This window comes from Streptomyces sp. NRRL WC-3742 (assembly GCF_000720635.1).
Lineage (GTDB): Bacteria > Actinomycetota > Actinomycetes > Streptomycetales > Streptomycetaceae > Kitasatospora.
Map to the genome: position 1 here is coordinate 1 of NZ_JOCF01000055.1, position 26597 is coordinate 26597.

Annotated in this window: 28 protein-coding genes; 12 read left to right on the forward strand and 16 right to left on the reverse strand. The window is 73.1% G+C overall.

All coding sequences use genetic code 11. The features are described 5' to 3' along the window. The first annotated feature begins 142 nt into the window (after positions 1–142). Positions 143–319 (forward strand): hypothetical protein, encoded by a 177-nt coding sequence (locus IH61_RS47190; protein ID WP_158845336.1) that lies wholly within the window; start codon positions 143–145, stop codon positions 317–319. A gap of 83 nt (positions 320–402) precedes the next feature. Here IH61_RS47190 and IH61_RS0127140 read toward each other — a convergent pair whose 3' ends face one another. Next, positions 403–726 (reverse strand): antibiotic biosynthesis monooxygenase family protein, encoded by a 324-nt coding sequence (locus IH61_RS0127140; RefSeq protein WP_031074433.1) that lies wholly within the window; start codon positions 724–726, stop codon positions 403–405. 34 nt (positions 727–760) lie between these two features. Continuing rightward, on the reverse strand, positions 761–1171 hold the full coding sequence (locus tag IH61_RS0127145; protein WP_031074435.1) for a cupin domain-containing protein: 411 nt from the start codon (positions 1169–1171) through the stop codon (positions 761–763). A gap of 61 nt (positions 1172–1232) precedes the next feature. Between IH61_RS0127145 and IH61_RS0127150 the strand changes: the two genes are divergently transcribed. After that, complete coding sequence (locus tag IH61_RS0127150; RefSeq protein ID WP_031074438.1) at positions 1233–1709, forward strand: MarR family winged helix-turn-helix transcriptional regulator; 477 nt, start codon at positions 1233–1235, stop codon at positions 1707–1709. 5 nt (positions 1710–1714) lie between these two features. On the opposite strand, the gene IH61_RS0127155 is transcribed toward IH61_RS0127150, so the two are convergent. Beyond that, positions 1715–3787, reverse strand: coding sequence for an MDR family MFS transporter (locus IH61_RS0127155; protein ID WP_031074439.1), 2073 nt, complete (start codon positions 3785–3787; stop codon positions 1715–1717). 308 nt (positions 3788–4095) lie between these two features. Here IH61_RS0127155 and IH61_RS47195 point away from each other — a divergent pair, with 308 nt between their 5' ends. Next, on the forward strand, positions 4096–5142 hold the full coding sequence (locus IH61_RS47195; RefSeq protein ID WP_031074442.1) for a peptidoglycan-binding domain-containing protein: 1047 nt from the start codon (positions 4096–4098) through the stop codon (positions 5140–5142). Between the two features lie 10 nt (positions 5143–5152). Here the strand turns inward: IH61_RS47195 and IH61_RS0127165 are convergent, their stop codons facing one another. From IH61_RS0127165 to IH61_RS0127180, 4 genes are all read right to left on the reverse strand, one after another. Then, on the reverse strand, positions 5153–5740 hold the full coding sequence (locus IH61_RS0127165) for a TMEM165/GDT1 family protein (RefSeq protein WP_031074443.1): 588 nt from the start codon (positions 5738–5740) through the stop codon (positions 5153–5155). Between the two features lie 207 nt (positions 5741–5947). Beyond that, complete coding sequence (locus tag IH61_RS0127170; RefSeq protein ID WP_051838088.1) at positions 5948–6736, reverse strand: ABC transporter permease; 789 nt, start codon at positions 6734–6736, stop codon at positions 5948–5950. Beyond that, on the reverse strand, positions 6736–8277 hold the full coding sequence (locus tag IH61_RS0127175; RefSeq protein ID WP_051838108.1) for a dolichyl-phosphate-mannose--protein mannosyltransferase: 1542 nt from the start codon (positions 8275–8277) through the stop codon (positions 6736–6738). Before IH61_RS0127175 ends, IH61_RS0127170 begins: the two co-directional genes overlap by 1 nt. Before the next feature lie 273 nt (positions 8278–8550). Beyond that, the gene (locus tag IH61_RS0127180; RefSeq protein WP_234327348.1) at positions 8551–9855 is read right to left on the reverse strand and encodes an MFS transporter; all 1305 of its coding nucleotides are present in this window, start codon (positions 9853–9855) and stop codon (positions 8551–8553) included. 154 nt (positions 9856–10009) lie between these two features. Here IH61_RS0127180 and IH61_RS0127185 point away from each other — a divergent pair, with 154 nt between their 5' ends. Then, positions 10010–10588, forward strand: coding sequence for a MarR family winged helix-turn-helix transcriptional regulator (locus IH61_RS0127185; RefSeq protein WP_078911425.1), 579 nt, complete (start codon positions 10010–10012; stop codon positions 10586–10588). Positions 10589–10703: 115 nt separating this feature from the next. On the opposite strand, the gene IH61_RS0127190 is transcribed toward IH61_RS0127185, so the two are convergent. From IH61_RS0127190 to IH61_RS0127205, 4 genes are all read right to left on the reverse strand, one after another. Next, positions 10704–12539: a glycosyl hydrolase family 18 protein gene (locus IH61_RS0127190; protein WP_078911426.1), complete on the reverse strand. Its 1836-nt coding sequence runs from the start codon at positions 12537–12539 to the stop codon at positions 10704–10706. 361 nt (positions 12540–12900) lie between these two features. Beyond that, positions 12901–13512, reverse strand: a complete 612-nt coding sequence (locus tag IH61_RS0127195) for an FxLYD domain-containing protein (RefSeq protein ID WP_051838091.1) — start codon at positions 13510–13512, stop codon at positions 12901–12903. A gap of 110 nt (positions 13513–13622) precedes the next feature. Next, a complete protein-coding gene (locus tag IH61_RS0127200; protein WP_031074459.1) occupies positions 13623–14183 on the reverse strand; it encodes a DoxX family protein in 561 nt (186 codons plus the stop codon). 189 nt (positions 14184–14372) lie between these two features. Continuing rightward, on the reverse strand, positions 14373–14807 hold the full coding sequence (locus IH61_RS0127205) for an Lrp/AsnC family transcriptional regulator (protein WP_031074461.1): 435 nt from the start codon (positions 14805–14807) through the stop codon (positions 14373–14375). Positions 14808–15025: 218 nt separating this feature from the next. On the opposite strand from IH61_RS0127205, the gene IH61_RS0127210 reads away from it, so the two are divergent. The 3 genes from IH61_RS0127210 to IH61_RS0127220 all read left to right on the forward strand — a co-directional run bounded on the left by IH61_RS0127210 (position 15026) and on the right by IH61_RS0127220 (position 17739). Next, on the forward strand, positions 15026–15856 hold the full coding sequence (locus IH61_RS0127210) for a tryptophan 2,3-dioxygenase (RefSeq protein ID WP_031074463.1): 831 nt from the start codon (positions 15026–15028) through the stop codon (positions 15854–15856). Between the two features lie 17 nt (positions 15857–15873). After that, a complete protein-coding gene (gene kynU, locus IH61_RS0127215) occupies positions 15874–17115 on the forward strand; it encodes a kynureninase (RefSeq protein WP_031074466.1) in 1242 nt (413 codons plus the stop codon). 126 nt (positions 17116–17241) lie between these two features. Next, the gene (locus IH61_RS0127220; RefSeq protein ID WP_031074469.1) at positions 17242–17739 is read left to right on the forward strand and encodes a hypothetical protein; all 498 of its coding nucleotides are present in this window, start codon (positions 17242–17244) and stop codon (positions 17737–17739) included. Positions 17740–17753: 14 nt separating this feature from the next. Here IH61_RS0127220 and IH61_RS0127225 read toward each other — a convergent pair whose 3' ends face one another. Then, positions 17754–18743, reverse strand: a complete 990-nt coding sequence (locus IH61_RS0127225; RefSeq protein WP_031074470.1) for a hypothetical protein — start codon at positions 18741–18743, stop codon at positions 17754–17756. Between the two features lie 76 nt (positions 18744–18819). On the opposite strand from IH61_RS0127225, the gene IH61_RS0127230 reads away from it, so the two are divergent. Next, positions 18820–19452, forward strand: a complete 633-nt coding sequence (locus IH61_RS0127230) for a TetR family transcriptional regulator (RefSeq protein ID WP_037973422.1) — start codon at positions 18820–18822, stop codon at positions 19450–19452. A 91-nt stretch (positions 19453–19543) separates the two neighbouring features. Here the strand turns inward: IH61_RS0127230 and IH61_RS0127235 are convergent, their stop codons facing one another. After that, positions 19544–21085: a choice-of-anchor A family protein gene (locus IH61_RS0127235; RefSeq protein WP_158845339.1), complete on the reverse strand. Its 1542-nt coding sequence runs from the start codon at positions 21083–21085 to the stop codon at positions 19544–19546. Positions 21086–21340: 255 nt separating this feature from the next. Between IH61_RS0127235 and IH61_RS0127240 the strand changes: the two genes are divergently transcribed. Further along, positions 21341–22045: a 4'-phosphopantetheinyl transferase family protein gene (locus tag IH61_RS0127240; RefSeq protein WP_031074476.1), complete on the forward strand. Its 705-nt coding sequence runs from the start codon at positions 21341–21343 to the stop codon at positions 22043–22045. Positions 22046–22056: 11 nt separating this feature from the next. On the opposite strand, the gene IH61_RS0127245 is transcribed toward IH61_RS0127240, so the two are convergent. After that, the gene (locus tag IH61_RS0127245) at positions 22057–23148 is read right to left on the reverse strand and encodes a DUF5937 family protein (RefSeq protein WP_031074477.1); all 1092 of its coding nucleotides are present in this window, start codon (positions 23146–23148) and stop codon (positions 22057–22059) included. 101 nt (positions 23149–23249) lie between these two features. On the opposite strand from IH61_RS0127245, the gene IH61_RS47865 reads away from it, so the two are divergent. From IH61_RS47865 to IH61_RS0127260, 3 genes are all read left to right on the forward strand, one after another. Beyond that, positions 23250–23399 carry a hypothetical protein gene (locus IH61_RS47865; RefSeq protein ID WP_199823393.1) on the forward strand — a complete coding sequence of 50 codons (150 nt, stop codon included), beginning with the start codon at positions 23250–23252 and terminating at the stop codon, positions 23397–23399. Positions 23400–23498: 99 nt separating this feature from the next. Beyond that, entirely contained in the window at positions 23499–23981 is a 483-nt protein-coding gene (locus IH61_RS0127255) for a DUF2269 family protein (protein ID WP_031074480.1), read from the forward strand. 67 nt (positions 23982–24048) lie between these two features. Beyond that, positions 24049–24861, forward strand: coding sequence for a helix-turn-helix domain-containing protein (locus IH61_RS0127260; protein ID WP_031074481.1), 813 nt, complete (start codon positions 24049–24051; stop codon positions 24859–24861). Positions 24862–24910: 49 nt separating this feature from the next. On the opposite strand, the gene IH61_RS0127265 is transcribed toward IH61_RS0127260, so the two are convergent. After that, positions 24911–25348: a hypothetical protein gene (locus tag IH61_RS0127265; protein ID WP_031074483.1), complete on the reverse strand. Its 438-nt coding sequence runs from the start codon at positions 25346–25348 to the stop codon at positions 24911–24913. A 198-nt stretch (positions 25349–25546) separates the two neighbouring features. After that, the gene (locus IH61_RS49700; protein WP_031074485.1) at positions 25547–26530 is read right to left on the reverse strand and encodes an Lrp/AsnC family transcriptional regulator; all 984 of its coding nucleotides are present in this window, start codon (positions 26528–26530) and stop codon (positions 25547–25549) included. Positions 26531–26597 lie beyond the last annotated feature (67 nt).

Genomic DNA, 26597 nt, shown 5'->3' on the forward strand with positions numbered 1-26597 from the left:
TCCCCCACCACCCCCCGCCGCTCCACCTCCGCCTCGTCCGCCGCGCGTGAACTCCTTTGCGCCACAGTCCCGTTCGCCCCTTCCGCCTCCCGGCCCCGGATGACAGGCTGGACGGACGACCAACGGGGGAAGGAGAACCACGGTGAACCGCACCATCGGCAGGACGCTCACTACCGCCGTGCTCGCGACGCTGGGCACGATCCTGCTCGCCGGACCCGCCATCGCCTCGAGCCACGGCGAGCTCGTCCACGAGAACCCGCGAACCACCGCAACGGCCGCCTCGATCGGCCCCGACGGCATCGAGTGGCCCGACGACTGACGCCCGACCACCCCGGCCCGGGCCGGGTAGACGAACGGCGCGCCCCGCAACCGCGGGACGCGCCGTTTCGCCCCGCCCCGCCGTCAGCCCTTCGGGCCGGTGGACTGGACGACGTCGAAGGACCAGAGGGTGGAGCCGGAGGCGGCGGGGCGCTTGGGGGCCTCGGCGTCACCGCCGTGCTGGTGGGCGGCCTTCATGGGGCCCTCCATCCACGCCTGGAAGGACGCCTCGTCGCGCCAGCGGGTGTAGACGAGGTACTGGTCGGTGCCCTCGACGGGGCGGAGGAGTTCGAACCACTCGAAGCCGTCGGAGTTCTCGACGGAGCCGGCGCGGGAGGCGAAGCGCTGCTCCAGCACCTCGCGCTGCTCGGCGGGGACGGTGAGGACGTTGATCTTGACTACGCTCATGGGCTCCATCCTGCCCCACCGAACAGCGGCGCGGTCAGGCGATCCAGGCCGGGAGGACGCGCTGGTCGTCGCGGGGGGCGAGGTCGCAGGCGCCGGGCGGGGTGACGGCGTCGGGGTTGTAGGCGTAGGAGGGGGACGGGGAGGTGACGACGGCGGTGAAGCCCTCGGCGGTGATGATCTGGCGGCGGACGTCGGCGGGCAGGACGAGGGTGTCGCCGGCGCCGACGGTGAGGGTCTCGCCGTCCAGGTCGACGGTGGCGGTGCCGGCGAGGAAGGTCCAGATCTGCTCGGTGTCCATGGCGTGGACCGGGCCCTTGCGGTCGGCGAGCATCTCGACCCGCCAGAGGGCGAGGGCGGTGGCGCCCTGGGTGGGCGAGGCGTAGGTGGTCATGACGCCGTTCGGGGTCTCGGTGCGGCGGGCGTCGTTGTCGCGGATGACGGTCATGGCTTGGCTCCCCCTAAGATGGTCAATGTCGTTGTCTATATAGTCAATGAGGTTGTCCATCGTGTCAACACCCGATCCCACCCCGCCCGGCTTCGAGCTGCCGCTGCGCCTGCTCCTCGCCTTCCGCACGATCATCGACGAGCTGCACGAACGCATCGCCCGGGAAGGCCATCCGGACCTGAGGCCGATGCACGGGTTCGTCTTCCAGGCGATCGGCCCGCACGGCACCACCGCCGCCGACCTGGGCCGCACGCTCGGGGTCTCCAAGCAGGCGGCGGGCAAGACGGTCGAGGCCCTGGAGAAACTCGGGTACGTCGAGCGCGGCAGCGACCCCGCCGACACCCGGCGCAAGGTGGTCCGCCTCACCGAGCGCGGGGTGGACTGCCTGGCGCGCTCGGCGCGGATCTTCGACGAGCTGCGCGCCGAGTGGGTCGCCACGCTGGGCGAGGAGCAGCTGCGCCAGGTGGAGGACGGCCTGCGGCGCCTCGCCCCCGGTGACCCGTTCCGGCTGGACACGCCCAGGTGGTTCGGCGGCTGAGGCGGTCAGAACGAGCGGCCCTCGCCGCGGTACGGCGGTTCGAAGGCGGGGCGGTCCGGCCGGTCCCGCCGGTCGGCGCAGAGGGCGCCGCTGAGCCGGGTGAGCAGGTCGGCGAGTTCGGCGTGCCGGCGCTCGTCCCAGTCGCCGAGCAGCTCGGCCAGCTGTTCGCGCCGCGCGGCGAGCAGCCGCAGCGCCGCCTGCTCGCCCGGTTCGGTGAGCCGCAGCGGCAGTCCACCGGTGCGAGCGGCCAGGCCGCGGCCCTCCACCTCCCGTACGGCCTCCTCCACCACCGCGACGGGGACGACCCGACGCTCGGCCAGTTCCGCCGGTTCGACGGACCCCTGGTGGTGGATCTGGAGCAGCAGCCAGCTGGAGGCGGGCAGCAGGTCGAGCCCGGCGGTGGCGGTGATCCGGCGGAAGAGGTCGCGGCGGGCCTCGCGGGTGCTGAGCACCGACAGGGCGCGGGCGATCTCGTCCAGGGAGGAGCGCTCCACCGGGTTGACGGCGATGGACTCGCTCAGGTCGGGCGCGGTGACGGTGGTGCGCAGCTTCTGCTCCCGCAGGAACAGCGACAGCACGAAGGCGACCACCGCGACGGGCACCGCGTACAGGAACACCCGGGTGATGGACTCGGCGTACGCGTGGTGGACGCCCGCCTGCGCGGCGGCCGGCAGGCCCGCGATCACGCGGGGGTCGGCGGCGACGGCCTCCGGCGAGAACCCTGGCGGCAGCGGCAGCCCGGCGAGGGCGTCGGCCATCCGGGAGCGCAGGCCGCTCGCGAAGACCGTCCCGAAGATGGAGACGCCGAAGGAGGCGCCGATGGAGCGGAAGAAGGTGGCGCCGGCGGTGGCGACCCCGAGGTCCTCGTAGCCCACCGAGTTCTGCACGATCAGCACCAGCACCTGCATCACCAGGCCCAGCCCGAGGCCGAACACCAGGAAGTAGAGGCTCATCTCGCCCGTGCCGCTGTGCTCGTCGAGCCGGGAGAGCAGCAGCAGGCCGACCGTCGTCACGGCCGTCCCGGCGATCGGGAAGACCCGGTAGTGCCCCGTGCGGGCGACGATCTGGCCGGAGCCGATCGAGGTGAGCAGCATGCCGAGCACCATGGGCAGCATGTGGATGCCGGACAGGGTGGGCGAGACCTGCTGGACCACCTGGAGGAAGGTCGGCAGGTAGGTGAGCGCGCCGAACATCGCGAAGCCGATGACGAAGGAGATCACCGCGACCAGGCTGAACGTCCGCGACCGGAACAGCCGCAGCGGCAGGACGGGCTCGACGGCCGTGCGCTCGACGAGGACGAAGGCGAGCAGGAGCACCAGCCCGAGCACCCCGAGGCCCACGATCTGCCAGGAGCTCCAGGCCCAGGTGGTGCCGCCGAGGGAGGTCATCAGCACCAGGCAGGTCGCGACGCCGGCGATCAGCGCGGTGCCGAGGTAGTCGATCCGGTGCTCGCGCCGCACCTCCGTGCCGTGCAGCACGGCGGCGATCACCACCAGGGCGACGGCCCCGATCGGCAGGTTGACGTAGAACACCCAGCGCCAGCTGAGGTGGTCGACGAAGAGCCCCCCGAGCAGTGGCCCGAGCACGCTGGTCACGCCGAACACGGCGCCGAAGAGACCCTGGTAGCGGCCGCGGTCCCGGGGCGGGACGAGGTCGCCGACGATGGCCTGGGAGAGCACCATCAGCCCGCCGCCGCCGAGGCCCTGGAGAGCACGGAAGGCGATCAACTCCCCCATGTTCTGGGCGATTCCGCACAGCACCGAGCCGAGCAGGAAGATCACGATGGACGCCTGGAAGAAGCGCTTCCGGCCGTACATGTCGCCGAGCTTGCCCCACAGCGGGGTGGCGGCGGTGGAGGCCAGCAGGTAGGCGGTGACCACCCAGGAGAGGTGCTCCAGGCCGCCGAGGTCGCTGACGATGGTGGGCAGGGCGGTGGAGACGATGGTCTGGTCGAGGGCGGCGAGCAGCATCGCCAGCAGCAGGGCGCCGATCGGCACCCAGAGCCCGGGGGTGACCGTGTCCGGCGGGCCGGGGTCGGGGGCCGGGCCGCGGTCGGAGGCGGCGAGCGAGTCCGTCATGGCGTCTCCGGCGGGTCACAGGTCACGGGTCACACGGCACGGGCGGATGATCACTCCCAGCTCACCATGCTGGCAGATATGTCCCGTTATGCGCCGCCCGATTGAGCCGAACGTAAGCGAACCGGGCGTCGGACGATCACCGGCGATTCACTCGGGGCCAAACGCCACCAACCGGCACAACACCCCCGCCCGGTACCGGACGCCCCTGTCCCGCCCCGGGAGCGTCCTGCATAATCAGGGCGCGTTCGCGCGCCGGGAACCGCCCGGGGCGCCGCGGAAACCACCCGAGCTCCGAGGAGGACCGGCCGATGCCGGACCAGCACTGCCCGACGTGCGGCGCCGCACGCTCCACCGGGTGCGGCTGCGTCCCCGGCCACGGTGTCCCCGGCCACGGCGCCCACGACGCCGACGGTGTCCAAGGCGTCCAGGGCGTCCAGGGCGTCCAAGGCGGCGTCCACCCTGACCCGGGCCTCGACGAGACCGCCGTCCTGCCGCACCTGGAGGGGCCGCCGCTGGTCCGGCCGTACGTGCCGGAGGTCTTCGGACAGGTCGCCGAGGAGCCCGCGGCGGACGCCGCCCCGGTCGTCGACCCGTTCGCGACCAGCGTGCTGCCGCCGGTCCCCCCGGGGCCGCCCGCAGGCCCGGCCGGTCCGGGAGGCGGGGAGGAGCTCGGCTTCTTCCCCTTCGACAACGCCCCGACCGTCCCGACCGCCCCGGAGGGCGGCGGCCGGGCCGCGAGACGGGCGGCCGAGCAGCGCCCCCTCGCCCAGCGCAAGGTACTGCTCGCCGGGGTCGGGGCGGGCCTGGTGGCGCTGACCATCGGCGTCGCCTACGCGGTGACGCCCTCCTCCGCGCCGACGCGCCAGGCGGAGCCGCTGCCGACCACCACCCTGGCGCCCGCCCCCTCCGACCCGCCCACTCTGGCGGCGCCGACCCCCTCGGCGCAGCCCACCGGCGAGGCGCCGAGCCCGTCGGCCACCCCGACGACACACAAGCCGAGCCCGACCAAGACAGTCACCCAGGCCCCGGCCCCGGTTTCAACGCCGACCCCCGCCCCGACTCCCACGCCGACCCCGACCCCGACGCTCACCACCACCACCCCGACGCCCGAGCCCGCGCCCACCCCGCCACGCGTGCTGAAGTACGGGATGAGCGGCCCCGACGTCACCGCCATGCAGCAGAAGCTCGCCAAGGTCATCTGCTGGGCCTACGTGCCGGTGAACGGCACGTACGACGACACCACCGTGAACACCGTCGCCTATTTCCAGGACATTCAGGGCGTCCGTGGCGACAAGCAGGGCGTCTTCGGCCCCAACACCCGCGCCGCGTTGGACGGCCGCCCCGCCGCCTGCTGACGGACCCCCGTCAGCCCGTGATCGCCCCCACGAGGCTGAAGCCCGCGAGCCCGACCATGATCGCCGCGGCCACCCGCACGATCCACTTCATCGGCACGACCTTCAGCAGCTTCTGACCGCCCACGATCGCGATCCCGCCGACCGCGCACAGGCCCAGCCACGAGCCGAGGCCCACCGCGAGCAGGTCGCCGTACTTGGCGGCCAGGTTGGCGGTCATGATCTGCGTCAGGTCGCCGAACTCGGCGATCGCGACCACGACGAAGCTCGTCCCGGCCACCTTCCAGAAGCTGTTCGAGGACGGCTCCTTGGCCCCGTGCCCGTCCTCCTCGTCACCCCCGCCGTGGAAGAGCAGCATCGCCGCGCCCACGAGGAACAGCGCGCCGGTGACGCCCTGCACCCAGCGGTGCGGCAGCAGTGAGAGCAGGTGCCCGGCGGCGAGGGCGATGACCACCTGGACGAGGAAGGCGGCGGCGACGCCCGCGAACACGTATCGGGCGCGGTACTTGGTGCCGAGCACCAGGCTGGCCAGCGCGGTCTTGTCCGGCAGTTCGGCCAGGAAGATGAGGCCGAAGGTGAGAGCGGCAACGGTCAGGCTCATGAATGGGGTCCTCGGTCGGGCTGCCGGGCTCCGGCGGCTCCCTCGGGGGACGCTTCGGCCCGACAGCACTGGAAATGGTCACAGCACTGCGGCCGAAGGTCTCGCCGACACCGCCCGTACGGATGCAGGTGCCCCGGGCGCCGGGCCCCGGGGGGCCAGTATGTCGACGGTCCGGTGGAGGGCTACTCCCCTTCAACGCGAACCAGCCTACCGGACGGTGCCGGGCTCCCCCGCCTGTACCAGTCCCCGCCCGACCAGCTCCAGCACCACCACGATCGCCACCGCCTCCACGGCCAGCAGCCCGATCAGCACGAACAGCTGCACCGCCCCGGCCTGTACGGGCGAGGCGCCGCCGATCAGCATGCCGACGAAGGCGCCGGGCAGGGTGACCAGGCCGACGGTGCGGGTCTGGTCCAGCGCGGGGACGAGCGAGGTCGCCGCCGCCGTACGGCAGATCTCCAGCCGGGCGTCGCGCCCCTCGAAGCCGAGCGCCAGCGCCGCCTCCACCTCGCCGCGCCGCTGCCGCAGCTCGTCGAGGGCGCGGCGGCCGGCCAGCGAGGTGGCGGTGAGCGCCCCGCCGATGAGGATGCCCGCGACGGGGATGACGGACAGGCCCTTGAGCGGCAGCAGGCCCGCGCCGAGCAGCAGGGCGAGCACCGGCAGCACTCCGGCGCCGATCGGGGCGGCCGCCCAGACCCAGCCTGGGCCATGGGTCATCCGCCGCCCGGCGGTGCGCACCGCGACGGAGAACATCAGCAGCACGAACAGCGCCGACCACCAGAGCGAGCCGACCACCCAGGTGATGACCGCCGCGACGCCGGCCAGCTGCACCACCGCCCGCAGCCCGGCCCGCAGGACGGCGTGGCCGTGGCCGAGCAGGCCCCACCCGGCGACGGCCACGGCGGCCAGCAGCAGCAGCGCGGTGACGACGCCGAGCAGCGGGGTGACGGGCAGCAGCTGCCCGCCCCCGGAAGCCGGGGAAGCCGAAAGGCGCATCAGATCCAGCTGGTGAACCACATCCGGTCCTGCCAGGACGACATCGGGATCACCTCCGCCGTGTACAGCGGGTAGAAGAACGCGAAGCAGCCGACGATCGCGAACACGATCAGCCCGGCGCCGATCGCCCCGTACCGACGGCGCTCACGGCTGCACCCGGGCGGGCCGAGGATCGCGCCGAGCAGCTGGGCGACGGCGAGGCACAGGAACGGCACCAGCACGACCATGTAGAAGGAGAAGATCGTCCGCTCCTGGTACTTGAACCAGGGCAGGTAGATCCCGGCGACGGCGCAGAGCACGGCGCCCGAGCGCCAGTCGCGGCGGAAGAACCAGCGCCACAGCAGGTAGGCCAGCGCGAAGCAGGCCGCCCACCACAGGAACGGGGTGCCCAGGCCCAGGATCTGCGAGGCGCAGCCGCCGGAGGCGGTGCAGCCGCGCTGGCCCTGGGGCACCTGCTCCCAGTACATGGAGACGGGGCGGCCGTCGACCAGCCAGGCGAAGGGGTTGGACTGGTAGGTGTGGGGCTGGACCAGGCCCGTGTTGAAGTCGAACATCTGCGCGTGGTAGTGCCAGAGGCTGCGCAGCGGCGCGGGCACCCAGCCCATCGGGACCTGCGGCAGCGGGATGCCGAGGAGGCTGTCCGGGGAGAGTCCGTCGCGGCCGTCCGCCCAGTGCCGGTCGTAGCCGCCGTCGGCCCCTCCCGAACCGCTGGCGAGCCAGCCGCTCCAGGAGCCGACGTACACCATGAGGGCGGAGCCGACCATGGCGAGGAGGGCGGGTCCGGCGTCCCGGCGCAGCATGGAGCGCCAGGGGCGGCGGGCGCCGGCTCCCCTGCGGCCGGACTGGTCCCACAGGACGGTCAGGACGCCGAAGGCGGCGAGGATGGGGGCGCCGTTCCACTTGACGGCGCAGGCGGCGCCGAGGAGCAGTCCGGCGGTGATGCGCCAGGGGCGCAGGCCGAGGCGGACGGTGTCGCCGTCGGTGTCGCCGTCGGCGGCCAGGGCGAGCCGGGCGCGGGCGTGGTCGCGGTCGATCAGGAGGCTGCCGAAGGCGGCGAGCACGAAGAACATCTGGATGCCGTCGAGCAGGCCGATCCGGCTCATGACCAGCTGGAGGCCGTCGACGGAGAGCAGCAGCGCGGCGGTGCAGCCGATGAGGGTGGAGCCGAAGAGGCGGCGGCCGATGCGGGCGAGCATCAGCACGGTGAGGGTGCCGAGCAGGGCGGTGACGAACCGCCAGCCGAAGGGGTTGAGGCCGAACAGCTGCTCGCCGACCGACATCACCCATTTGCCGAGTGGCGGGTGGGCGACGAACTCGGGTGCGGAGTTCAGGGGGATGCTCTGCGGGACGGCCAGGATGTCGGTGTTGGCGTGGTCGGGCCAGGTGCCCTCGTAGCCCTGCTGGAGCAGCGACCAGGCGTCCTTGGGGTAGTACGTCTCGTCGAAGACGAAGGAGTCGGGCTTCCCGAGGTGCCAGAAGCGCAGCAGGCCCGCGAAGAGGGCGACGGCGATCGGGCCGGTCCAGTCGGCGTGCCGGGTCATCCACGGGGGCAGTCGGCGCGGGGCCGGGGCCGGTGCTTCGGCGGCCGGGGCCACCGGGGGGTGCGTGAGCGCCGCTTGGGTCATTGCCTCGCCGATTCGCCTGTCTTCGCCGGGTCACGCCGGTCCGTGCCAGGGCCGGACGGGCGACAGGCACCGACACTATGTGCCGGTGCCCGGGAAACCAAGCGCGACGGGCTCCGACCAGGTGACCTGGTCGGAGCCCGTCTCGAACACCCTTGCGCGGGGTGCGGTCAGGCGGCGGTCACTCGGCGGTCACGCGGCCGTCTGCAGCTCGCGGACCTCGACCGCCGTGCGGACCACGGCCGGGGCCGCGTTGTCCTGCTCCGGCGTCAGGTGGGTGCGCAGGCGCAGCGCCAGCCAGACGATCAGCAGGGTGCTGCCCGCCATGGCCGCGAGGTAGAGCGGCCAGGTGCCGGAGCCGACCATCAGCACGCCGACGGCCGGGCCGACCGCTACGGCGATCTGCTTCACCAGGGCGTACCCGGCGTTGTAGGTGCCGAGCAGCCGGGACGGGGCGAGGTCGGCGACCATCGGGCCCATGGTGGGCGCGAGCAGCGACTCGCCGACGCCGAACAGGGCGTAGACCGAGACGACGGCGACGGTGGCGGCCATGGTCTCCGTGCGGATCAGTCCGGCGACCAGGGCCATCGCCCAGGCGCCGAGCCAGACCACGGCGGCGGCGGCCATCGCGGTGGTGCGGCGGCGGCGCGCGGTGATGCGCACCATGAACATCTGCAGGATCACGATGGTCAGCGCGTTGGCGCCGATCGCGAGGCCCAGGGTGGACGGGGCGGTGCCGACGGTGTCGGTGGCGAAGGCCGCGACGCCGGACTCGAACTGGCCGTAGCAGGTGAAGAAGATCAGCCCGGCGAGGATGCTGAGCCGCACCATCGCCTTGTCGGCGAGCAGGGCGCGCAGGCCCGTCGGGCCGCCCTTGTTCTCCTGGACGGCGGACAGCTGCGCCCGGGGCATCCGGGTGGTGCCGGTGATCAGGGCGAGGCCGAGGAACGTCGCCGCCTCGATGGTGAACAGCCGGGTGAGGCTGGCCGGGTCGTCGACGTTCACGATCTGGCCGCCGACCAGGGCGCCGATGCCCATGCCCAGGTTGACGAGGGTGAACTGCAGCGCGAAGGCGTGCGAGCGCGTGGCCGCCGTCGAGCTGCGGACGATCATCGTGGCGAGCGCCGGCTGGCAGGTGGTGACACCCGCGCCGAACAGGAAGGAGGAGACCAGCAGCGCCGGGGTGCCGGTGGCGTGACCGAAGGCGAACGCGCCGACGGCGGCCACGCCCGCTCCCGCGAGCAGCACCGGGCGGGGGCCGTACCTGTCGATGCCCCGGCCGGTGATCGGCAGCACGGCGAGCGCCGCGAGCGCGAAGACGGTGAAGACCATCCCCGCCGCCAGCGATCCGAGCCCGCGCACCTGGTCCACGTACACGAACATGTACGGCATCGTGAACCCGCCGCCGAACGCGCTGAGCGCGTTTCCGATCTGGACGCGGCGCAGCGGGCCGCCCGCTCCACGCTGCCGCCTCTGCTGCTTCACCGTGCCGATCACCGTGCACATCCCTTCCTGGTTCGTCCGGTGTTTCCCCTGGAACTCTTAACCCCAGAAGATTTCAGACCTAAACTGTGACGAGATAAAGTCTTAGCACCGGAAGAGTGCGGAGTCAAAGGCTTAAGGGGTGCACGCTCGTGCGACACTGGTCCGCATGACTACGGACAAGCCGGCGACGACGGCCGACAAGCCCGCGCCGGTCACCCCCCTGGAGTTCGGCATCGCGGAGCAGGTGGCGCTCTACCAGCGGGAGTTCCCGATGGTGGACCCGCAGGTCGAGACGATCGTGCAGACCCTCAACCGGGTCTCGCGGCGGATGGGCGTGGCCTACGACCGGCAGCTGACTGTGCTGGGGATCACCTCCGCCGAGTGGGAGGTGCTCAAGGCGCTCGTGGTCTCCGGCAGCCCGTACCGGCTGGGCCCCGGCGAGCTCGCCAAGCGGCTCGCGCTCACCCCGGCGGCGATGACCCACCGGATCGACCGGATGGTGGCGGAGGGCCTGGTCACCCGGGAGCGGGACGAGTCCAACCGGGTGCGCGTGATCATCGAGCTGACCGAGCTCGGCCGCGACAAGTGGCTGGAGTCGATGCGGATGGCGGCGGTCTTCGAGGAGGAGCTGCTCCAGGACATCGCCGGCGAGGAGCGCGCGGTGCTCTCGGGCCTGCTGGCCCGGATGCTGCTGCGGATCGAGGAGAGCGGGCCCGAGGCGCCGGGGCGCTCGGCGAACCTCTGACGAACGGAAGACGAACGGAAAAGGGTCCGGCCCGCCGGGGGTGATCCCCCGGCGGGCCGGACCGTTCACTGCTCAGGTGCGGTGCGAGGGTCCGTCAGCCCTCGGCTCCGGTGGGTCAGCAGGGACCGTTGTCGGTCCAGACGCCCCACTGGCCGCTCAGGCTCGGGTCCTCGCCCTGGGTCCACCACTTGTTGGTGTAGTAGTGGCCCTTCCACGAGACCTTGGTGCCGCCGGCCGCGTAGACGGTCGCGGAGTTCCAGGCCGGGGCGGCCGTGCAGGTCGGGTTGCCGGTGGGGGTCCCGGTCGGGGTGCCGGTCGGCGTCCCGGTCGGGGTGCCCGTGGGCGTGCCGGTCGGGGTCCCGGTGGGCGTGCCGGTCGGGGTGTCGGTCGGCGTCGCGGTCGGGGTGCCGGTCGGCGGGGCCGGGCAGCCACTGGCGGAGCCGTTGACGGCGGTCACCATCTTGTCGAAGAGGGTGGTCCTGGTCCCCAGGTCGTACAGCGAGAAGGCGAAGGCGCCGCCGAGGCCGTTGCAGTGGGCGTAGTCGATCTTGGCCTGGATCGAGCGGCTGTCCTCACCGCTCCAGAACGTGGTGCCGTCGTAGAAGTACGTGGCCTTGGCGTCGTCGTCCCAGAAGGTCTTGGACGGGTTGTCGACGAAGCCCGCGAGCTCCTTGTACATCTGGATGCCGGCGACGTTGCCCGAGTTCGCGGCACCGGTCGCGGGGCTGGCGGCGGGCTGGAAGAGGCCGTTCTTGCCGTTGTTCTGGACGCCGGTCCAGCCGCGGTAGTAGAACGGGACACCCATGTTGATCTTCTTGGCCGGGAAGCCGCCGGGGATGCCGTAGTCCGGGTCGCCGACCGTCCACGCCTTGATGGCGTTGTCGATCGAGTACTTGCCGTGGCCCGGCTTGGCCGGGGTGGACGGGTCGTTCGGGCCCGAGTACAGGGCGGACTGGTGGTTGGTCGGCCCCTGGGCGTCCCAGCCGCCGTGCAGGTCGTAGGTCATGACGTCCATGAACGTGAGGTACTGACCGATCTTGTCGGTCTCGACGTTCATGATCTTGTCCTGGCCCGCGCCGACGGCCGCGGTCAGGTCGTAGGTCTTGTGGTCCGTCTGGCCCTGGGCGTCGAGCTGCTTGCGGAACTCCGCCAGCAGCAGGGTGAAGTTCTGCTTGTCGGCCGGGCTGGAGAGGTTGCCGGTGTGGCCGCCGCCGCCCGGGTACTCCCAGTCGAGGTCGAAGCCGTCGAAGATGCCGGCCGCCGTGCCGGGGCCGCCGAAGCCGCCCTCGGAGGGGATGTTGCCCTTGATGAACATGTCGATGCAGGAGGACACCAGGTGCTTGCGCGACGCGTCGGTGGCGGCGGCCGCGGAGAAGTACTTGGAGTAGGTCCAGCCGCCGATCGACATCAGGACCTTGAGCTTGGGGTTCTTCGCCTTCAGCTTCTTGAGCTGGTTGAAGTTGCCCGCGACCGGCTGGTTCCAGACGTCGCCCACGCCGTCGACGGAGATGTCCGCGCCGAAGCTCTTCTGGTAGTCGGCGAACGAGTCGCCGGCGCCGTCACCCGCGTTGGGGTTGTTGTCGTTCCCGTCGGCGGCCTTGTTGGCCTCGAAACAGCCCAGGTCGGTCGGGTGGATGTTGGCGAACGAGTACTGCATGTAGTCCAGCTGGCCGGCGACGCCGGTGTCCTGGATGGTCTTCGGGTAGTACGCGTTCAGGTAGATCGACCACTGGTCGAAGTAGGCGACCTTGAGGCCGCCCGAAGTGGCCGGCGCGCCGGTGGAGTTGGTGGTGGCGGCGTTGGCCGAGCCACCGCCGGTCAGCGCGAGGCCCGCGCCGAGCAGCAGGGAGGCGGCGGTGCCGGCCGCGATGGCGGCCAGGCTCTTGGGACGGCGCCGGCGGCCGTCCTGGGGAGCCGGCGTCCCGGCCCTTTCGATGCGTGAGCGCAGCATGGGTGCGTGACTCCTGGTTGTGGGGGTGCCGTCGCCCCGGGGGCGCGCGTCCGGGGTGGGGCCGGACGACAGGGGCATGACAGATCAGGGGTGGGGAGTGGAGAGCGATCAGGTCTTGACGGACGGACATCGGGATGTGCCGAACCGGCGCCCCCGGCCGTGAGGCCGTTGACGCCGGTTCAGGGGCTCCCTGCACCTGGGCATAAAAATGGACTAGACCAACTCCCCCGTCAAGAGGTGCCGTTGGGCCTTGAGCCGGGCTTAAGGTTCCGCCCCGGCCCCGCCCCCGGCCCCATCCCCGCCCCCACCTGCGCCCACCTGCGCCCGGACAGGGCCAAGTGCCGGCCGGTCCCGGCCGGTCTCAGTAGCGGACGGCGTTCACGACCTCGGCCTTCACCGTGCCCGACAGGTCCCGGTTGCTGCGGGCGGTGGCCTGCGCGCTCTGGCCCGCCGCCACGTCGTTGACGGTCACCGCCGCCGCGTCGAGCACCTTGCCGGACTCGTCGGTGAAGTTCACCTGGATCACGTACCGGTACGACTGCTGCCCGTGGTTGGTGACGGTCAGCGCCGCCTGCGCCTTGCCGTCCGAGCCGGTGCTCACCGCCCCGACGGCCACGTCCCCCTTGGCGTCCAGGCCGCCCTTGATGCCCTCGATCGCCGAGGAGGCGGCCGACACCGCCGCCGAAGCCTCCGCCTGGGCCGAGGAGATCAGCGCCCCCGCCCCGCCCGCCGCCGAGGCCAGCGCGGAGGCGGCGGAGGCGGCGGCGCTCACGCCCTTCTCGATCTCGCCGATCGCCGAGGAGGCGGTACTGCTCGCCGTCTTGCCCGAGGAGCAGCCCGCCAGCACCGCCGCACCGAGCACCGCCGTGGCCAGCACCCCGGCGACGGCCCTTCGGCGGCGCAACACCGGTGCGTCCGGCGGCCGTTGGGTGACGCGCGGAAGGCGGGCCCGGGTGGGCGGCTGGCGGTCCATGTGGTCCTCGTTCCTTCGGAGACTGGTTGAACGCACGGGTGGCGAAAGGGAGTCGGCCGGGGCTGAGAAAGCCCGGCGCTACGAGAGCCCGGTGCTGCAAGAGCCCGGAGCTACGAGAGCCCCGAGCCCTCCTGCTCGTCCGCCTCCACGGCGGCCCGCTCCTCGCGCAGCCGCACCACGTGCCGGCGGCGGGCCACCACGCCGTACGCACCGGCGGCGCTGGCCAGGAAGGCCGCCAGGCCGACCCAGGGCCGGTCGAAGACGTGGCCGGTCAGGTGGTCCAGGGAGTAGCGGCCCGGGCCGGCCAGGCCGATCGCGAGCCCGGTCGCACCGAGGAAGGCCGGGTACTCGTAGCCGCCGCCCATGGCGAAGAAGCCCGCCGGGGCGTGCACCGCCACCGCGCCGGCCATCGTCCCGGCCACCACCGCCCCGGCCGCGGGCGTGGCCAGCCCGGCCACCAGCAGCGCACCGCCGCCCGCCTCGCCCAGGCCCGCCGCGATGGCGCTCTCCCGGGCGGGGTGGAAGCCCATGTGCTCCATCGCGGCGGTGGTGCCCTCGAGGCCGCCGCCGCCGAACCAGCCGAACAGCTTCTGGGCGCCGTGGGCGATCAGCACCCCGCCGACCGCGCCGCGCAGGGCCAGCAGGCCCAGGTCCTTACGGTTCAGGCACATGTCGCGTCCTCGTTTCCGTGCGTCCGTGCTTCCGTACCGGAGTCGTCCTGCCTCCATGGCACCCGAGCACGCCCACGCGTTCGACCTGGGGCCGCCATCCGGGCGAATCCGCCGCCGCACGGGAATGGACCGCCCGCCCCCGCCCCGCCCCGCCCAAGGGGCTTCCTCAGGGGGCTTCTCAGGGCCTTCTCAGGGGGCGACGACGGGGCGCCAGGGCACCGGGCTGGAGAGGATCATCGAGCTGGACGGCTGCCCGTAGCCGCCGAGCCGGTCGCACAGCGCCTCGAAGTCCGCCATCGTCGGCACCGCGACCAGCAGCACGCAGCAGGCACCGCCCGTGACCCGGTGCAGCTGCAGCACCTCCGGCCAGGTGGCCACGTCCGGGTCGCGCAGGACGCAGCGCGGCCCGTAGCACTGGATCTGCACCAGCGCGGTGATCGGCAGCCCGGCCCGGGTGAGGTCCACGTGGGCGTGGTAGCCGCTGATCACGCCGTCCGCCTCCAGCCGGCGGACCCGTTCGGCCACCGCGGGTGCGGACAGGCTCACCCGGCGGGAGAGTTCGTTGTACGAGAGCCGGGCGTCGCCCTGCAGCTCGGCCAGCAGGCGGCGGTCGACGGCGTCCATGAGGGGCTCCCTGAGGGTGCGGACCAGCGGTTTTTCCGTTCGTAAAGGGAATCCGCGAAACGCCTCGTGAACGGCAGCCCCGAGAGCGGTTGCGGTGCCCGTCGACCATTCAACCGGGGGGTGGGACCGCCGCACAATGGGCCTCGGTGGGAACCGGGCCGTCCGTCCGGTCCGCCGACGCCGGGCCATGGCGCCCGGACGGATCAGGAGGGATCGGGATGGGGCACGACACGGTGGAGACACCCAGCCTGTCATTCGGTCGGGGCGGCGAGCCGGGTCGGGGCACCCCGTACGCCCAGTACGTGCGACTGGAGGAGCTGCACAACCTCCAGCACCCGCGCAGCAAGGAGCCGGCCGAGCTGTCCTTCATCGTCACCACCCAGGTGATGGAGCTGCTCTTCGACCTGCTGCGGCACGAGTGGACGATCGCCCGGCAGGCGCTGCGCGAGGACGACCTGCCCTCCGCACTGGCCGCACTGCGCCGGGGCACCCACGCGCAGAACGTGCTGGTGGAGTCCTGGGACCTGCTGGCGACCATGACGCCGCAGGAGTTCAACTCCTTCCGCTCGCTGTTCGGCGAAGCCTCCGGCTTCCAGTCGGCCGCGTTCCTGCACCTGGAGTTCATGCTCGGCAACAAGAACGCCGCGCTGCTGGCGATGTACGCCTCCATGCCGGAGACGCAGGCCGGCCTGGAGGAGGCGCTGCGCTCCCCGGGCCTGTACGACGAGGCGCTGGCCCTGCTCGCCCGGCACGGCCTGGACGTGCCCGCGACGGCCTCCGCCGAGCGCCACCGCCCGTCCGAGGAGGTCGCCGCGGCCTGGCGCCGGGTGTACACCGAGCCGGAGTTCGCCGACCTGCGGCCGCTGGGCGAGGCGCTGCTGGACGTGGCCGAGCGGGTGACCCGCTGGCGCCAGCGCCACCTGTCCTCGGTGAAGCGGACGATGGGCGGCAAGCCCGGTTCGGGCGGCTCCAGCGGGCTGGCCTGGCTGCGCAAGTCCGCCGAGCAGGACGTGTTCCCGGAACTGTGGGCCATCCGGGACGAGCTGTGAGCGAGGGGAACGGGACCATGACGTTGACGACGCGGACCACGCGCGAGGAGTGCGCCGCACTGGACGCCGCCGACCCGCTGGCGGCGTTCCGGGAGGAGTTCGCCCTGCCGCCCGGGGTGATCTACCTGGACGGCAACTCGCTGGGCGCCCTGCCGGTGCGCACCCCCCAGCGGGTGGCGCAGGTGGTCGAGCAGGAGTGGGGCCACGACCTCATCCGCAGCTGGAACGACGCCGGCTGGTTCGAGCAGCCCTACCGGCTGGGCCGCCGGCTCGCGCCGCTGATCGGCGCCGGCCCGCAGGAGGTGGTGGTCTGCGACACCACCTCCGTGAACCTGTTCAAGGTGCTGTCGGCCGCGCTCGCGCTGCGCCCCGGCCGGCGCACGGTGCTGGGCGACGGCGAGGCGTTCCCGACCGACCTGTACATCGCCGAGGGCGTGACGGGCCTGGTCGAGGGCGCGCGCCAGGTGCTCGTACGCCCCGAGGAGCTGGACGCCCACCTGGACGCCGACGTGGCCGTCGTCGTGCTCTCGCACGTGGACTACCGCACCGGCGAACTGCTGGACATGCCCGGCATCACCGCCCGGGTGCAGGCCGCGGGCGCGCTGATGATCTGGGACGTGTGCCACTCCGCGGGCGCGCTGCCCGTCGAACTCGGCGCCGCGGGCGCGGACTTCGCGGTCGGCTGCACCTACAAGTACCTCAACTCCGGCCCCGGCGCCCCGGCCTTCCTGTACGTCGCCGAGCGGCACCTGGCCGCCGGGCCCACCCAGCCGCTGAGCGGATGGTTCGGCCACGCCCGCCCGTTCGCCTTCGAGCCCGGCTACGAGGCCAAGCCCGGCATCGGCCGGTTCCTGACCAGCTCGCCCTCCCTCCTCGGCCAGGCCGCCCTGGGCGTCAGCCTGGACGTGTGGGAGCGGGCCGACCTCGCGGCCATCCGGGCCAAGAGCCTGGCGCTGACCGACCTGTTCGTCTCGCTGGTCGAGGACCTGGACGGCGTGGAGGTGGTCACCCCGCGCGAGCACGCCCGGCGCGGCAGCCAGGTCGCGCTGCGGCACGCGGACGGCTACCCGGTGGTGCAGGCGCTGATCGCGCGCGGGGTGATCGGGGACTTCCGCGCGCCGGACCTGATGCGCTTCGGCTTCACGCCGCTCTACCTCTCGTACACCGAGGTCTGGGACGCGGCGCGGCACCTGGCCGAGGTGCTGGAGAGCGGCGAGTGGCGCGAGGAACGGTTCTCCCGCCGGGGCGAGGTGACATGACCGGAGCCGCCCGGTCCCGTCCGGCAGGTGACGTGACGGAGGTCATGGCCGTACGGTAGTTCGACGCCCATCACCCTTGGGAAACCTCCCTTCTGACCGTTCGTCGGCCACAGGGGAGGTTTCACCATGAAGATCGAACTCGGACCGCTCGGCCCGAAGCCCTCCGAACAGATCCTCGGGCTGATCCTGCTCTTCACGATGATGGCCTTCCTGGGCCTGCGCCTCCTGCCGCGCATCGAGCGCCTGCGGGCCGAGCGCTGGGACGCCACCGAGGGCCGGGTCGAGCGCGCGGAGGAGCTGCTCGCCGAGGCGGAGTCCGTCCGGCAGGCCCGGCTCGAGGAGCTCGTGGCCGCCCGGCACGAGGCCGCCCGCATCCGCCAGGACTACGCCGAGCAGGGCGCCGCCTCGATCGCGGCGGCCCGCGCGGAGGCCCTGCGCGACCGGGAGGCGCTGCTCGCCGCCACGCACGCCGCGCTCGACGCGGACCGTGTCCAGGCGAACGCCCGACTGCGGGAGGACGTCGGCGAGTTGGCCGTCACCCTGGCCGGCCGGGTGGTCGGCGAGCCGGTGCACGCGGTGGCCATCGAGCGCCGTACGGTGGACCGCTTCTTCGCGGACCGCTGAGGCCGCGCCGCTCGTCACGTCGCAGTGGAGGGCCTGGTCAGTTCGCCGACCAGGCCCTTCAGCACGTCGAAGGCCGGCTTGCGGGAGTAGTCGTCGCGCAGCAGCCCGAAGTGGTGGAACAGGTCCGCGCCCGCGCTGTCCGCGTCCCGCAGACCGAAGAACCCGTAACCGGTGACGCCGAGTTCGGCGGCGAGCCCGGCCACCGTCCGGACCACCAGCTCGACGACCTCGGCCTGTCGCGCCTCACTGCGCCCGGGGCCGGGGCCGGTGGGCCAGCCGTTCTCGCAGATCCGCACCGGGACGTTCGGTGCGATGCCCGCCTTCGGGAGCGCGTCGTTGCGGAAGCTCTCCACCAACCACCGGACGGCGCCCGCGAGTTGCTCGCCCGACACCGGCCGGAACACGTCGGGGAAGAAGTCCAGGCCGACGTAGTCCAGCGCCCGGTGGAAGCGCTCGTCGGCGAGTTCGCCGATCTCGGGCCAGAAGGTGTCGGCCGGGTCGAAGGCCGGCACCGCGTTGAACCCGACCGCCAGGTCGGTGAATCCGCAGGCCAGCGCCGCGTCCTTGGCCGCGACCACCCCCTCCACCAGGGCCCGGCGCACCCCCGGCACGCTGCCGTCCAGGACGGGGAGGTCCGCGTTGGGCTCCTCGCAGATCTGCAGGGCGGCGATCCGGGCGCCCTCGGACCGGACGACGGTCCGGATGAAGTCCAGCCAGCCGTCCAGCTCGCCGCCGGGGCCGCCGGGGCCGCGGTACTGGAGGACGAGGTCGAGCTTGCGGCCGTCGCCGAGGTACTGCTCGGGGCGGGCCGGGGTCGGGTCGTCGGCCGGGTAGGAGCGGTAGGCACGGACGGTGAACCGCGGTGCACCGCCCTGGAGTTCGCGCAGCGCATCGGTGATCCGCGCGGGGTCGTCGGGGCTGACGGGGTCGATCAGGCCGGTCTCGCTGCCGAGCCGGCCGCCGGGGTAGACGCCGAAGGTGAAGCCGTCGCCGAAGTAGGTCATGGCGACACCGTACTCCAGATTTTTGGTGTCACTGCAAGTTTGGAGTGACACCATGGATGGCGGATAGACTCCGGGCATGGGACTTCGCGAGACCAAGAAGCAGCAGACCCGGCTCCTGCTGGCCGACACGGCCATGGGCCTGTTCGCCGAACGCGGCTTCGACAAGGTCACCGTCACCGAGATCGCCCGGGCCGCCGGAGTCGCACCCACCACCGTCTTCAACTACTTCCCGACGAAGGAGGACCTCTTCTTCGACCGGGAGGACGAGGTGGTCGCCCGGCTCGCCGAGGCCGTCCGCCACCGACCGCCGGGCAGCTCCGCCGCCCGGGCCGTCCGGGACGACCTGCTGGCGGCCATCGCGAGCGGCGAGCCCACGGTGGGGCTCAACCCGGGGATCGCCACGTTCTGGCGGATCGTCGCCGACAGCCCCGCCCTGCGCGCCCGGCTGCTGGACCTCGGCGAACGAGCCGAAGCCGCCCTCGCCGAAGCCCTCGCCGAGGAGACCGGCACCGACCCCGCCGACCCCCTCCCCCGCCTCACCGCCGGCGCCCTCGCCGGCGCCCACCGGGCGGCGCTCGCGGAGATCCGCCGCGCCGTGGTCGGCGGCGAGGCGCCCGCCACGCTGCGCCCCCGGATCGAGGCGGCGGTGGAACGGGCCTTCGCCCTCCTCGGCGAGGGCCTCGCCGACTACCCGCCGGCGCGGCGCTGACCGTACGCAACGGCGCAGGCCGCCCGGGTCGGTGAGGACCCGGGCGGCCTGTGCGTTCAGCGTGTTACGGCCGGTCGGCTGTTACGGCCGGTCAGCTGTGGCGACCACGGCGGCGGGCAGCCAGCACGGCCAGACCACCGAGGGCGAGCAGACCCGCGCCCGCCAGGCCGAAGATCATCGGCGTGTTGCCCGCACCGGTGGACGGCAGCTCACCGCCGCCACCGTGGTGGTGGCTGCTCGGACCTGGGGCCGGGGCCGAGCTCGTGCTCGTGCTCGTGCTCTCACTCGCGCTCGGCGAGGAGGACGGCGAGGTCGACGGGCTCGGCGACGGGCTCGGGGAGGAGGAGGGGCTCGACGACGGGCTCGGAGAGGAGGACGGCGACGAGGACGGGCTCGGCGACGGGGAGGACGACGGGCTCGACGAAGGCGAAGGGCTCGGCGAGGAGGACGGGCTCGGCGAGGGCGAGGACGACGGGCTCGGCGACTCCGACGGCGAGGAGGACGGCGACGGGCTCGGCGACACCTTGCACTCCGGCAGGTCCCCGTCGAACGGGTAGCTGTGGATCTCGTACCCGCCCGTCCCCGTGTGGATCAGGTTGCCCGCGAGGTACACCCGCCCGTTCACGCCCGGCTGGGCGAGGGTCATCGTGCCGCCCGGGTTGCCCGCGAGCACCGACCCCTGGAACTGGGCGCTGCCGAGGATCTGGGCGTTGGTCGCGGTCGGGAAGTTGTACATCAGCTTCGAGCGCATGTCGGTGGTCTGGTCCCCGGCCAGGCCGGAGCCCGTGTAGGTGTTGATGATCGGGCTGTCCCCGAGCATGTTCACCACGACGGTGGCGCCGGCCGGGATGTTGTTGAAGACCAGGCCGATCTGCCCGCCGGTGGGCGAGGCGAGGTTCTGGGAGACGTTGAAGACCTGCTTCATGCTGGTCCCGTCACCGGTGAAGGTCGCCTGGCTGGAGGAGACGTCGACGGTGCCGGTCGCGGCGGCCCGCCCGACGCAGTCGGAGACCTCCTCGATCTGGGTGAGCACGGTCTGGTAGGGCGCGGCGGCGTTCGGGTCCTGGATGGACTCGCCGGTGGGGTCGATGCTGACGGTGCCGGTGACGCTGCCCGCGTGGCGCAGGTTGCCGAAGGCCGGGCCGTGCGAGTCGCTGCCGCCGATGAGGATGGAGTTGCCGGTCACGACGTCGACGTTGCCGCCGGTGGTGACGAAGTCGCTGCCGTTCGGCGGGACGACGCGCGAGCCGACGCCGACGACGCCCATGTTGTAGACGCCACCGCCGTTCTTGTCGACGGTCAGCTTCCCCAGGGTGACGATCTTTCCCTCGGCCTCGGCCGCGCGGCCGTTGACGGTGTAGTTGCCGCCGGTGAAGACGTTGATGCTGGCGTCGCGGCCGGTGAAGTCGCCGTTGTTGGGCCCCGGCCAGGTGGCCGGGCAGTTCGGGCCGGTGCAGGCGCCCAGCGGCGGGGCCAGCGGCGCGGCCGTACCGACGGACAGCACGGCGGCCATCGGCAGTGCCGCGACGGCGGTGGCCACGGCGACGCGGACGGCCCGGCGGCGCCCGGTGGCGGGCGCCCTTCTCGTAGCGGTGCTTCTGTGACCCGGCGTACCGGTGCGGCCCTGACCCATCGACACTTCCTCCGCGCATAGAAAAGGGCAGGCGCCGAAGACCTGCCGCATTCTGTGTGATCTGCTGTCGATCCCACAGATTCGGTGCATCCAACCTCAAAACGGACGAATCACACCCTACAGACCCTCAGGTCGAAGACGAAAGTCATTCGACCGGCGCAGCCGGGTCCCGGGCCCGGGCCGAGCCCGGGACGGCCCCGGGACGACCTCGGGACGGAATCCCCGCCCGAGGACGCGTCCGGCTAGGTTGGGGGCATGACCACCGAGGCCCAGGACCGGAGCGCCCCACTCGTCGCCGTCGCGTCCACCGACGCCGTACTGCGCCACCCCGAGGCGGGGGAACACCTGTTCACCGCCATGGAGCAGGAGCGCGCCGCCCGGTTCCGGCACGAGTCCGGGCGGGCCGACTACACCGCCGGGCACGTCCTCGTCCGGCTCTGCGCCGCCCGGCTGCTCGACGTCCCGGTGACGGCGGTCGTGCTCGCCCAGCAGTGCCCGGACTGCGGCCTCGCCGACCACGGCAAGCCCTACCTGCCGGACCACCCCGGGGTGGAGGTGACGCTCTCCCACACCAAGGGCGTGGTCGCGGCCGGGGCGGGCTTCCAGCCCGTCGGCGTGGACGTCGAACTGGCGGTGCGCGGCGGCTCGTTGCGCGCGGTCGCCCGCCGGGTGCTCACCGCCGGCGAACTCGCCGCCGTCGAGGCCGCCCCGGAGCCGGACCTCGCCTTCCTGCGGCAGTGGGTGCGCAAGGAGTCCCTGATCAAGATCGGCCGGGCCCGCCTCGACACCCTCGGCGAGATCGACCTCGCCGCCCTCCCCCTGGACGTTCCGCCGGGCGAGCCGCTCCGCAGCCGCTACGAGGACCTCCACCTGCTCGACTGGACGGACCCCGGGCACGGCGCCGCCGTCGCCGCCGTCTCCACGGCGGCCCCGCAGGTCGTGGACCTCGCGAAGGTCTGAGAGTCGAAGGTCTAGCGGAGCACCGACTCCAGGAAGTCGCTGCCGATCCGGACCACCACCGAGAGGTCCAGCTGGTGGAGGACGTAGCGGCCCCGGCGACGGGTGGTGAGCAGCCCGGCCCTGCGCAGCACGGCGAGGTGGCGGGAGACCTCGGGGGCGGTGATGGCGCAGGCGTCGGCCAGCTCGCTCGTCGAGCAGGCGCCGCGCGCCAGGTGGCGGCAGAGGTTCATCCGCATCGGATGGGTCAGCGCCTCCAGGCGCAGCTTCACCGCCTCCACCGACTCGGTGCCGCCGACCTCGTGGGCGGCGGCCGGGTACTGGATCACCGGCTGCCAGCCGGGCGCGTACAGGGCGAAGAAGTGCGGCCAGCCGAAGACGGTCGGCAGCAGGGTGACGCCGCTGCCCCGGGCCTCGGTGCGGCCGTGCACCAGCTTGTCGACGACGATGCGGCTGACCTGCCCGTCCTCCTCCAGGCTCAGCACCGGGGAGGCCGCGGCGAGCGCCTCCGCGAGGCCCTTGCGGCGCAGCAGGTCGGTCTTGTGCCGGGCGTCGGCGGCGAGTTGCACGTGGACGCGGCGCCAGGCGTCGGCGAAGAACGCCCGGTCGCAGTCCTCCAGGAGGCGCCGGATCCACACGCGGGTGCCGGTGGGATCGGCCAGCATCCGTTCGCCGAAGGCCGCCTGGCGCGGTCCCCGGGCGGCCGCCAGGTCCAGCGCGCGGCGCCGTGCCCGGTCGTCGGTCAGCGGGGAGGGCAGGCCCCTGCCGTAGAGGCTGCTGCTGCAGGAGATCTCCATGGCCGAGCCGACGAAGGTCTCGTCGTCCAGGCGGTCGAGGTCGTCCAGCTCTTCGGCGAGGGTCTCCCGGGGGTGGGCGGGCATCAGGACGTCGGAACGGGTGGAGCGCCACATGAAGTCGGCCTCGACCAGGCGGTCGGCGAGCTCCGGGTCCAGGGCGGCGGCGGTCGCCGTCGTCCAGGCGTGCAGCCGGGGGTGGTGAGCGGGCTCGGCCAACGCGTGCAGGGCGTTGCCGAGTTCGGCCAGCGGCGAGGGGCTGAAGACGATCCGCTCGGGCGGCAGTCCGGTGATGTCGATGGTCACGCTCACCCCACTATGGTGCCGGGTCGAGCGGGGGCGCTGTCACCACGTTTGACCAGGGCCGTCAATCGACGGGACGGGCGGGGCGCGGCGGGCCCAGGCTGAGCGGCATGAACGCACTGCAGCAGCACCTCCTCGACAGCCACCGCGCCGCCCGGCAGGGCGAACCGGCCCCTCCCCTGCCCGGCACCCACGACCTCGCCGTGCTGCGGGCGGTCGCCCGGCGGATCCGCCTGGCCCTGCGGGGCGAGCGGCCCTAGGCGGCTCGGGGACGGCGGATAAGCAGGTGTTAGCGTGCCTGGTCGCGGGCGCGCCCGCTCCTCTCCCCCGGACCCCGGATCGATCGAAGGTGCCCCGCCGTGGCCAAGTTCCTGCTGAGCCTGCACGTCCTCGTGTCGGTCCTGTTCATAGGCCCGGTCGCCGTCGCCGTCAGCATGTTCCCGCGCCGGGCGAAGGCCGCGCTCGCGGGCGGGCCGGACGCCGCCGGGGAGGCGGGCGTGCTACGCGTCCTGCACCGGATCACCCAGGTCTACGCGCTGCTGGGCGTCTCCGTCCCGATGCTGGGCATCGGCCTCGCGCAGGTCATGGACGTGCTCGGCCAGTCCTGGCTGATCGTCTCGATGGTGCTCACCGCCGTCGCGGGCCTCTCGCTGCTCCTCTTCGTCCTGCCCGGCCAACAGGCCGCCGTCGACGCGCTCGGGCTCGCTCCCGAGGACGAGCAGCACGGCAAGGCCGTGAAGGGCCTGCGGCTGCTGCCGATGACGGCCGGGGTGTTCAACCTGCTGTGGGCCGTGGTCGTGGTGCTGATGATCATCCGCCCGGGCTCCACCACCGGCGTCTGACCCCGGAGGCACCCTCCGCGGAGGCACCCTCCCCGGCACCGGGCCCGTTCGAGTACCGTCCTCGACCATGACGATCACGGTGGGCATGGGCGGCCCGACGGGGACGGGCGTCGGCCCGCTGCTGCGCGGCTGGCGCGAGCGACGGCACCTCAGCCAGCTGGAGCTGGCCCTGCGGGCGGACTCCTCCGCCCGGCACCTCAGCTTCGTCGAGAACGGGCGCTCCCGGCCGAGCCGGGAGCTGCTGCTGCGCCTGGCCGGGCATCTGGACGTCCCGGTGCGCGAGCGCAACGCCCTGCTGCTCGCGGCCGGTTACGCCCCGTACTACGCCGAGACGCCGCTCGGCGACCCGTCGATGGACGCGCTGCGCGAGGGCATCGAGCGGCTGCTCGCCGCCCACGACCCGTACCCGGCGGTGGTGGTCGACGGGTCGTTCCGGGTGCTAGCGGCGAACCGGGCGAGCGCCCTGCTGCTGGACGGTGTCGCCCCGCACCTGCTGGAGCCGCCGTTCAACGCGGTCCGGCTCGCCCTGCACCCGGACGGGCTGGCGCCACGGATCGTCAACCACCGGCAGTGGCGGCGGCACCTGCTGGAGCGGATGGAACGGCAGCTCGAGCTGGTCCGCTCCGAGCCGCTGCGGCGGCTGTACGAGGAGGCGCTCGGCTACCCCGAGCCGCCCGGCGACGATCCGGCGCAGGACGCGGGGTCCCCGTTCGCGCTGCCGCTGCGGCTTCGGCACGACGGGCGGGTGCTGTCCTTCCTGTCGACCATCGCGACCTTCAACACGCCGCTGGACGTGACGGTCTCGGAGCTGGCCATGGAGACCTTCCTGCCGGCGGACGAGCCGACAGCCGCCTACCTCCGCTCGGCAAGTCAGCCCTAGTGCCGCGTCAGGCAACCTTCGGGGAGGGCAAAGGTTGCCTGACGCGGCACTAGTCGGCGTCGCGGCGCCGCAGGGCGGTGAGTTGGAGGGCGACGAAGAGGGCGACCACGGCGGCCTGGGCGGGGATCCAGACGGCGCCGGCGGTGGTCGGCTCCAGCCGGGTGGCGAGGGCGACCAGGCTGAGGACCGTCCAGGCGGCGTTGAGGTCGACCACCGTCAGGACGGCGAGCCGGTGGGGTCGCGGGCGGGTGGCCAGGGCGGCGACCAGCAGGGCGTAGGCGGTGAGGAAGAGTCCGAGGCCGAGGAGGGTGGAGCGGCCGATGCCGAGCAGGTCGCCGAGGGGGCCGGAGAGGGCCAGGTAGGCCAGGCCGTTGCCGCCGGTCACCACGGCGTCCAGGGCGAGGGTGCCGCGGACGGTCCACGGCGAGAAGGCTGAGGTGGGGGCGGGGGACGGGGAGGTGCTGCGGGTGGTCGCGTTCGCGGACATGGCGGATCGCCTCCTGACACGGGTTCGGCTGGGGGCTGCCTCGGCAACGGCACTACGGATGTAGTCGCACTACTCGCGTAGTGCCGCCGCCGCGGCGGCACTACGGAAGTAGTGGCACTACTTCCGTAGTGCCCCCACCCTGCCGAGGTCCGGGGCGGGCGTCGATTACCTCGCGGGTAAGGGCGGGATCCTCCCGGTTCACGGCCGCCCCCTGAGCAGCACCCCCGCCCGCTTCACCGCGCGGGCGGTGATGGTGGTCTCGGCGCGGGTGACGCCGAGGGGGCCGAGGGTGTCGGTGAGGAAGCGGTAGAGGGCCGGGTGGTCCGGGCAGAAGAGCGTGGCCAGGAGGTTGGTCGGGCCGCTGGTGGCGAAGACGCCGTGGACCTGGGGGTGGCCGGCGAGGGCTTCGCCGACCTCCGCGAGGCGGCCGGGTGGGACGTCCAGCCAGAGGTTGGCGTCCACGGCCATGCCGAGCAGGCGGGGCTCGACGGTGACGTGGGTGCGCAGCAGCCCCAGCCCGTCCAGCCGGTTCAGGCGGCGGCGGACGGTCGACTCGGGCGCGCCGGTCGCGGCGGCCAGAGCGGCGTGGGACTGCCGGGCGTCCTCGCCGAGGCGGTCGAGCAGGGCGCGGTCCAGGTCGTCGACGGGTGGCCGGACGGCGGGGCGCGGCGGCCGGGGGCGGGCGAGGGCGGCGGCCTCCTGCTCGGTCAGGTACCCGGCCTGCCACTGGGAGGCGTCCGCGAAGGCGTGGAGCACCGCGTGGGCGGTGGTCTCGGTGACGGCGCTGGTCGCGGGCAGCTGCCCGTACAGGAGGCGGTCGCGGGATCCGGCGTCGGTGAGCATGACGGCGCCGATCTCCTGGCCGCCGAGGAGGATGTCGACGAAGGGCACGTCGGGCCGGTCGGCCAGGGCGCGGGCGACGGCGTCGACGGTGCCGCTCAGCACCCGTACGCGCAGCAGCAGGGCGCCGACGGCGTCGTCCTCGACGTCCGGGAGGCGGACCACCCGCAGCACGCCCGTCTGCCGCATCCGGCCGAGGCGGCGGGTGACCGTCCGGGCGGAGACGCCGAGCACCTCGGCGAGGCGGCCGGGTTCGGCCCGTCCGTCGAGCTGGAGGGCGCAGACCAGGCGGCGGTCGAGGGTGTCCAGGATGCTGTCCGGATCGGTCACTGAAAGGTCCATGGTGTCCGTTCTCCGTCGCATCGGCGGCATCTGACGTCCTGATCGGCAGGGGGAACGGTACTCCTTG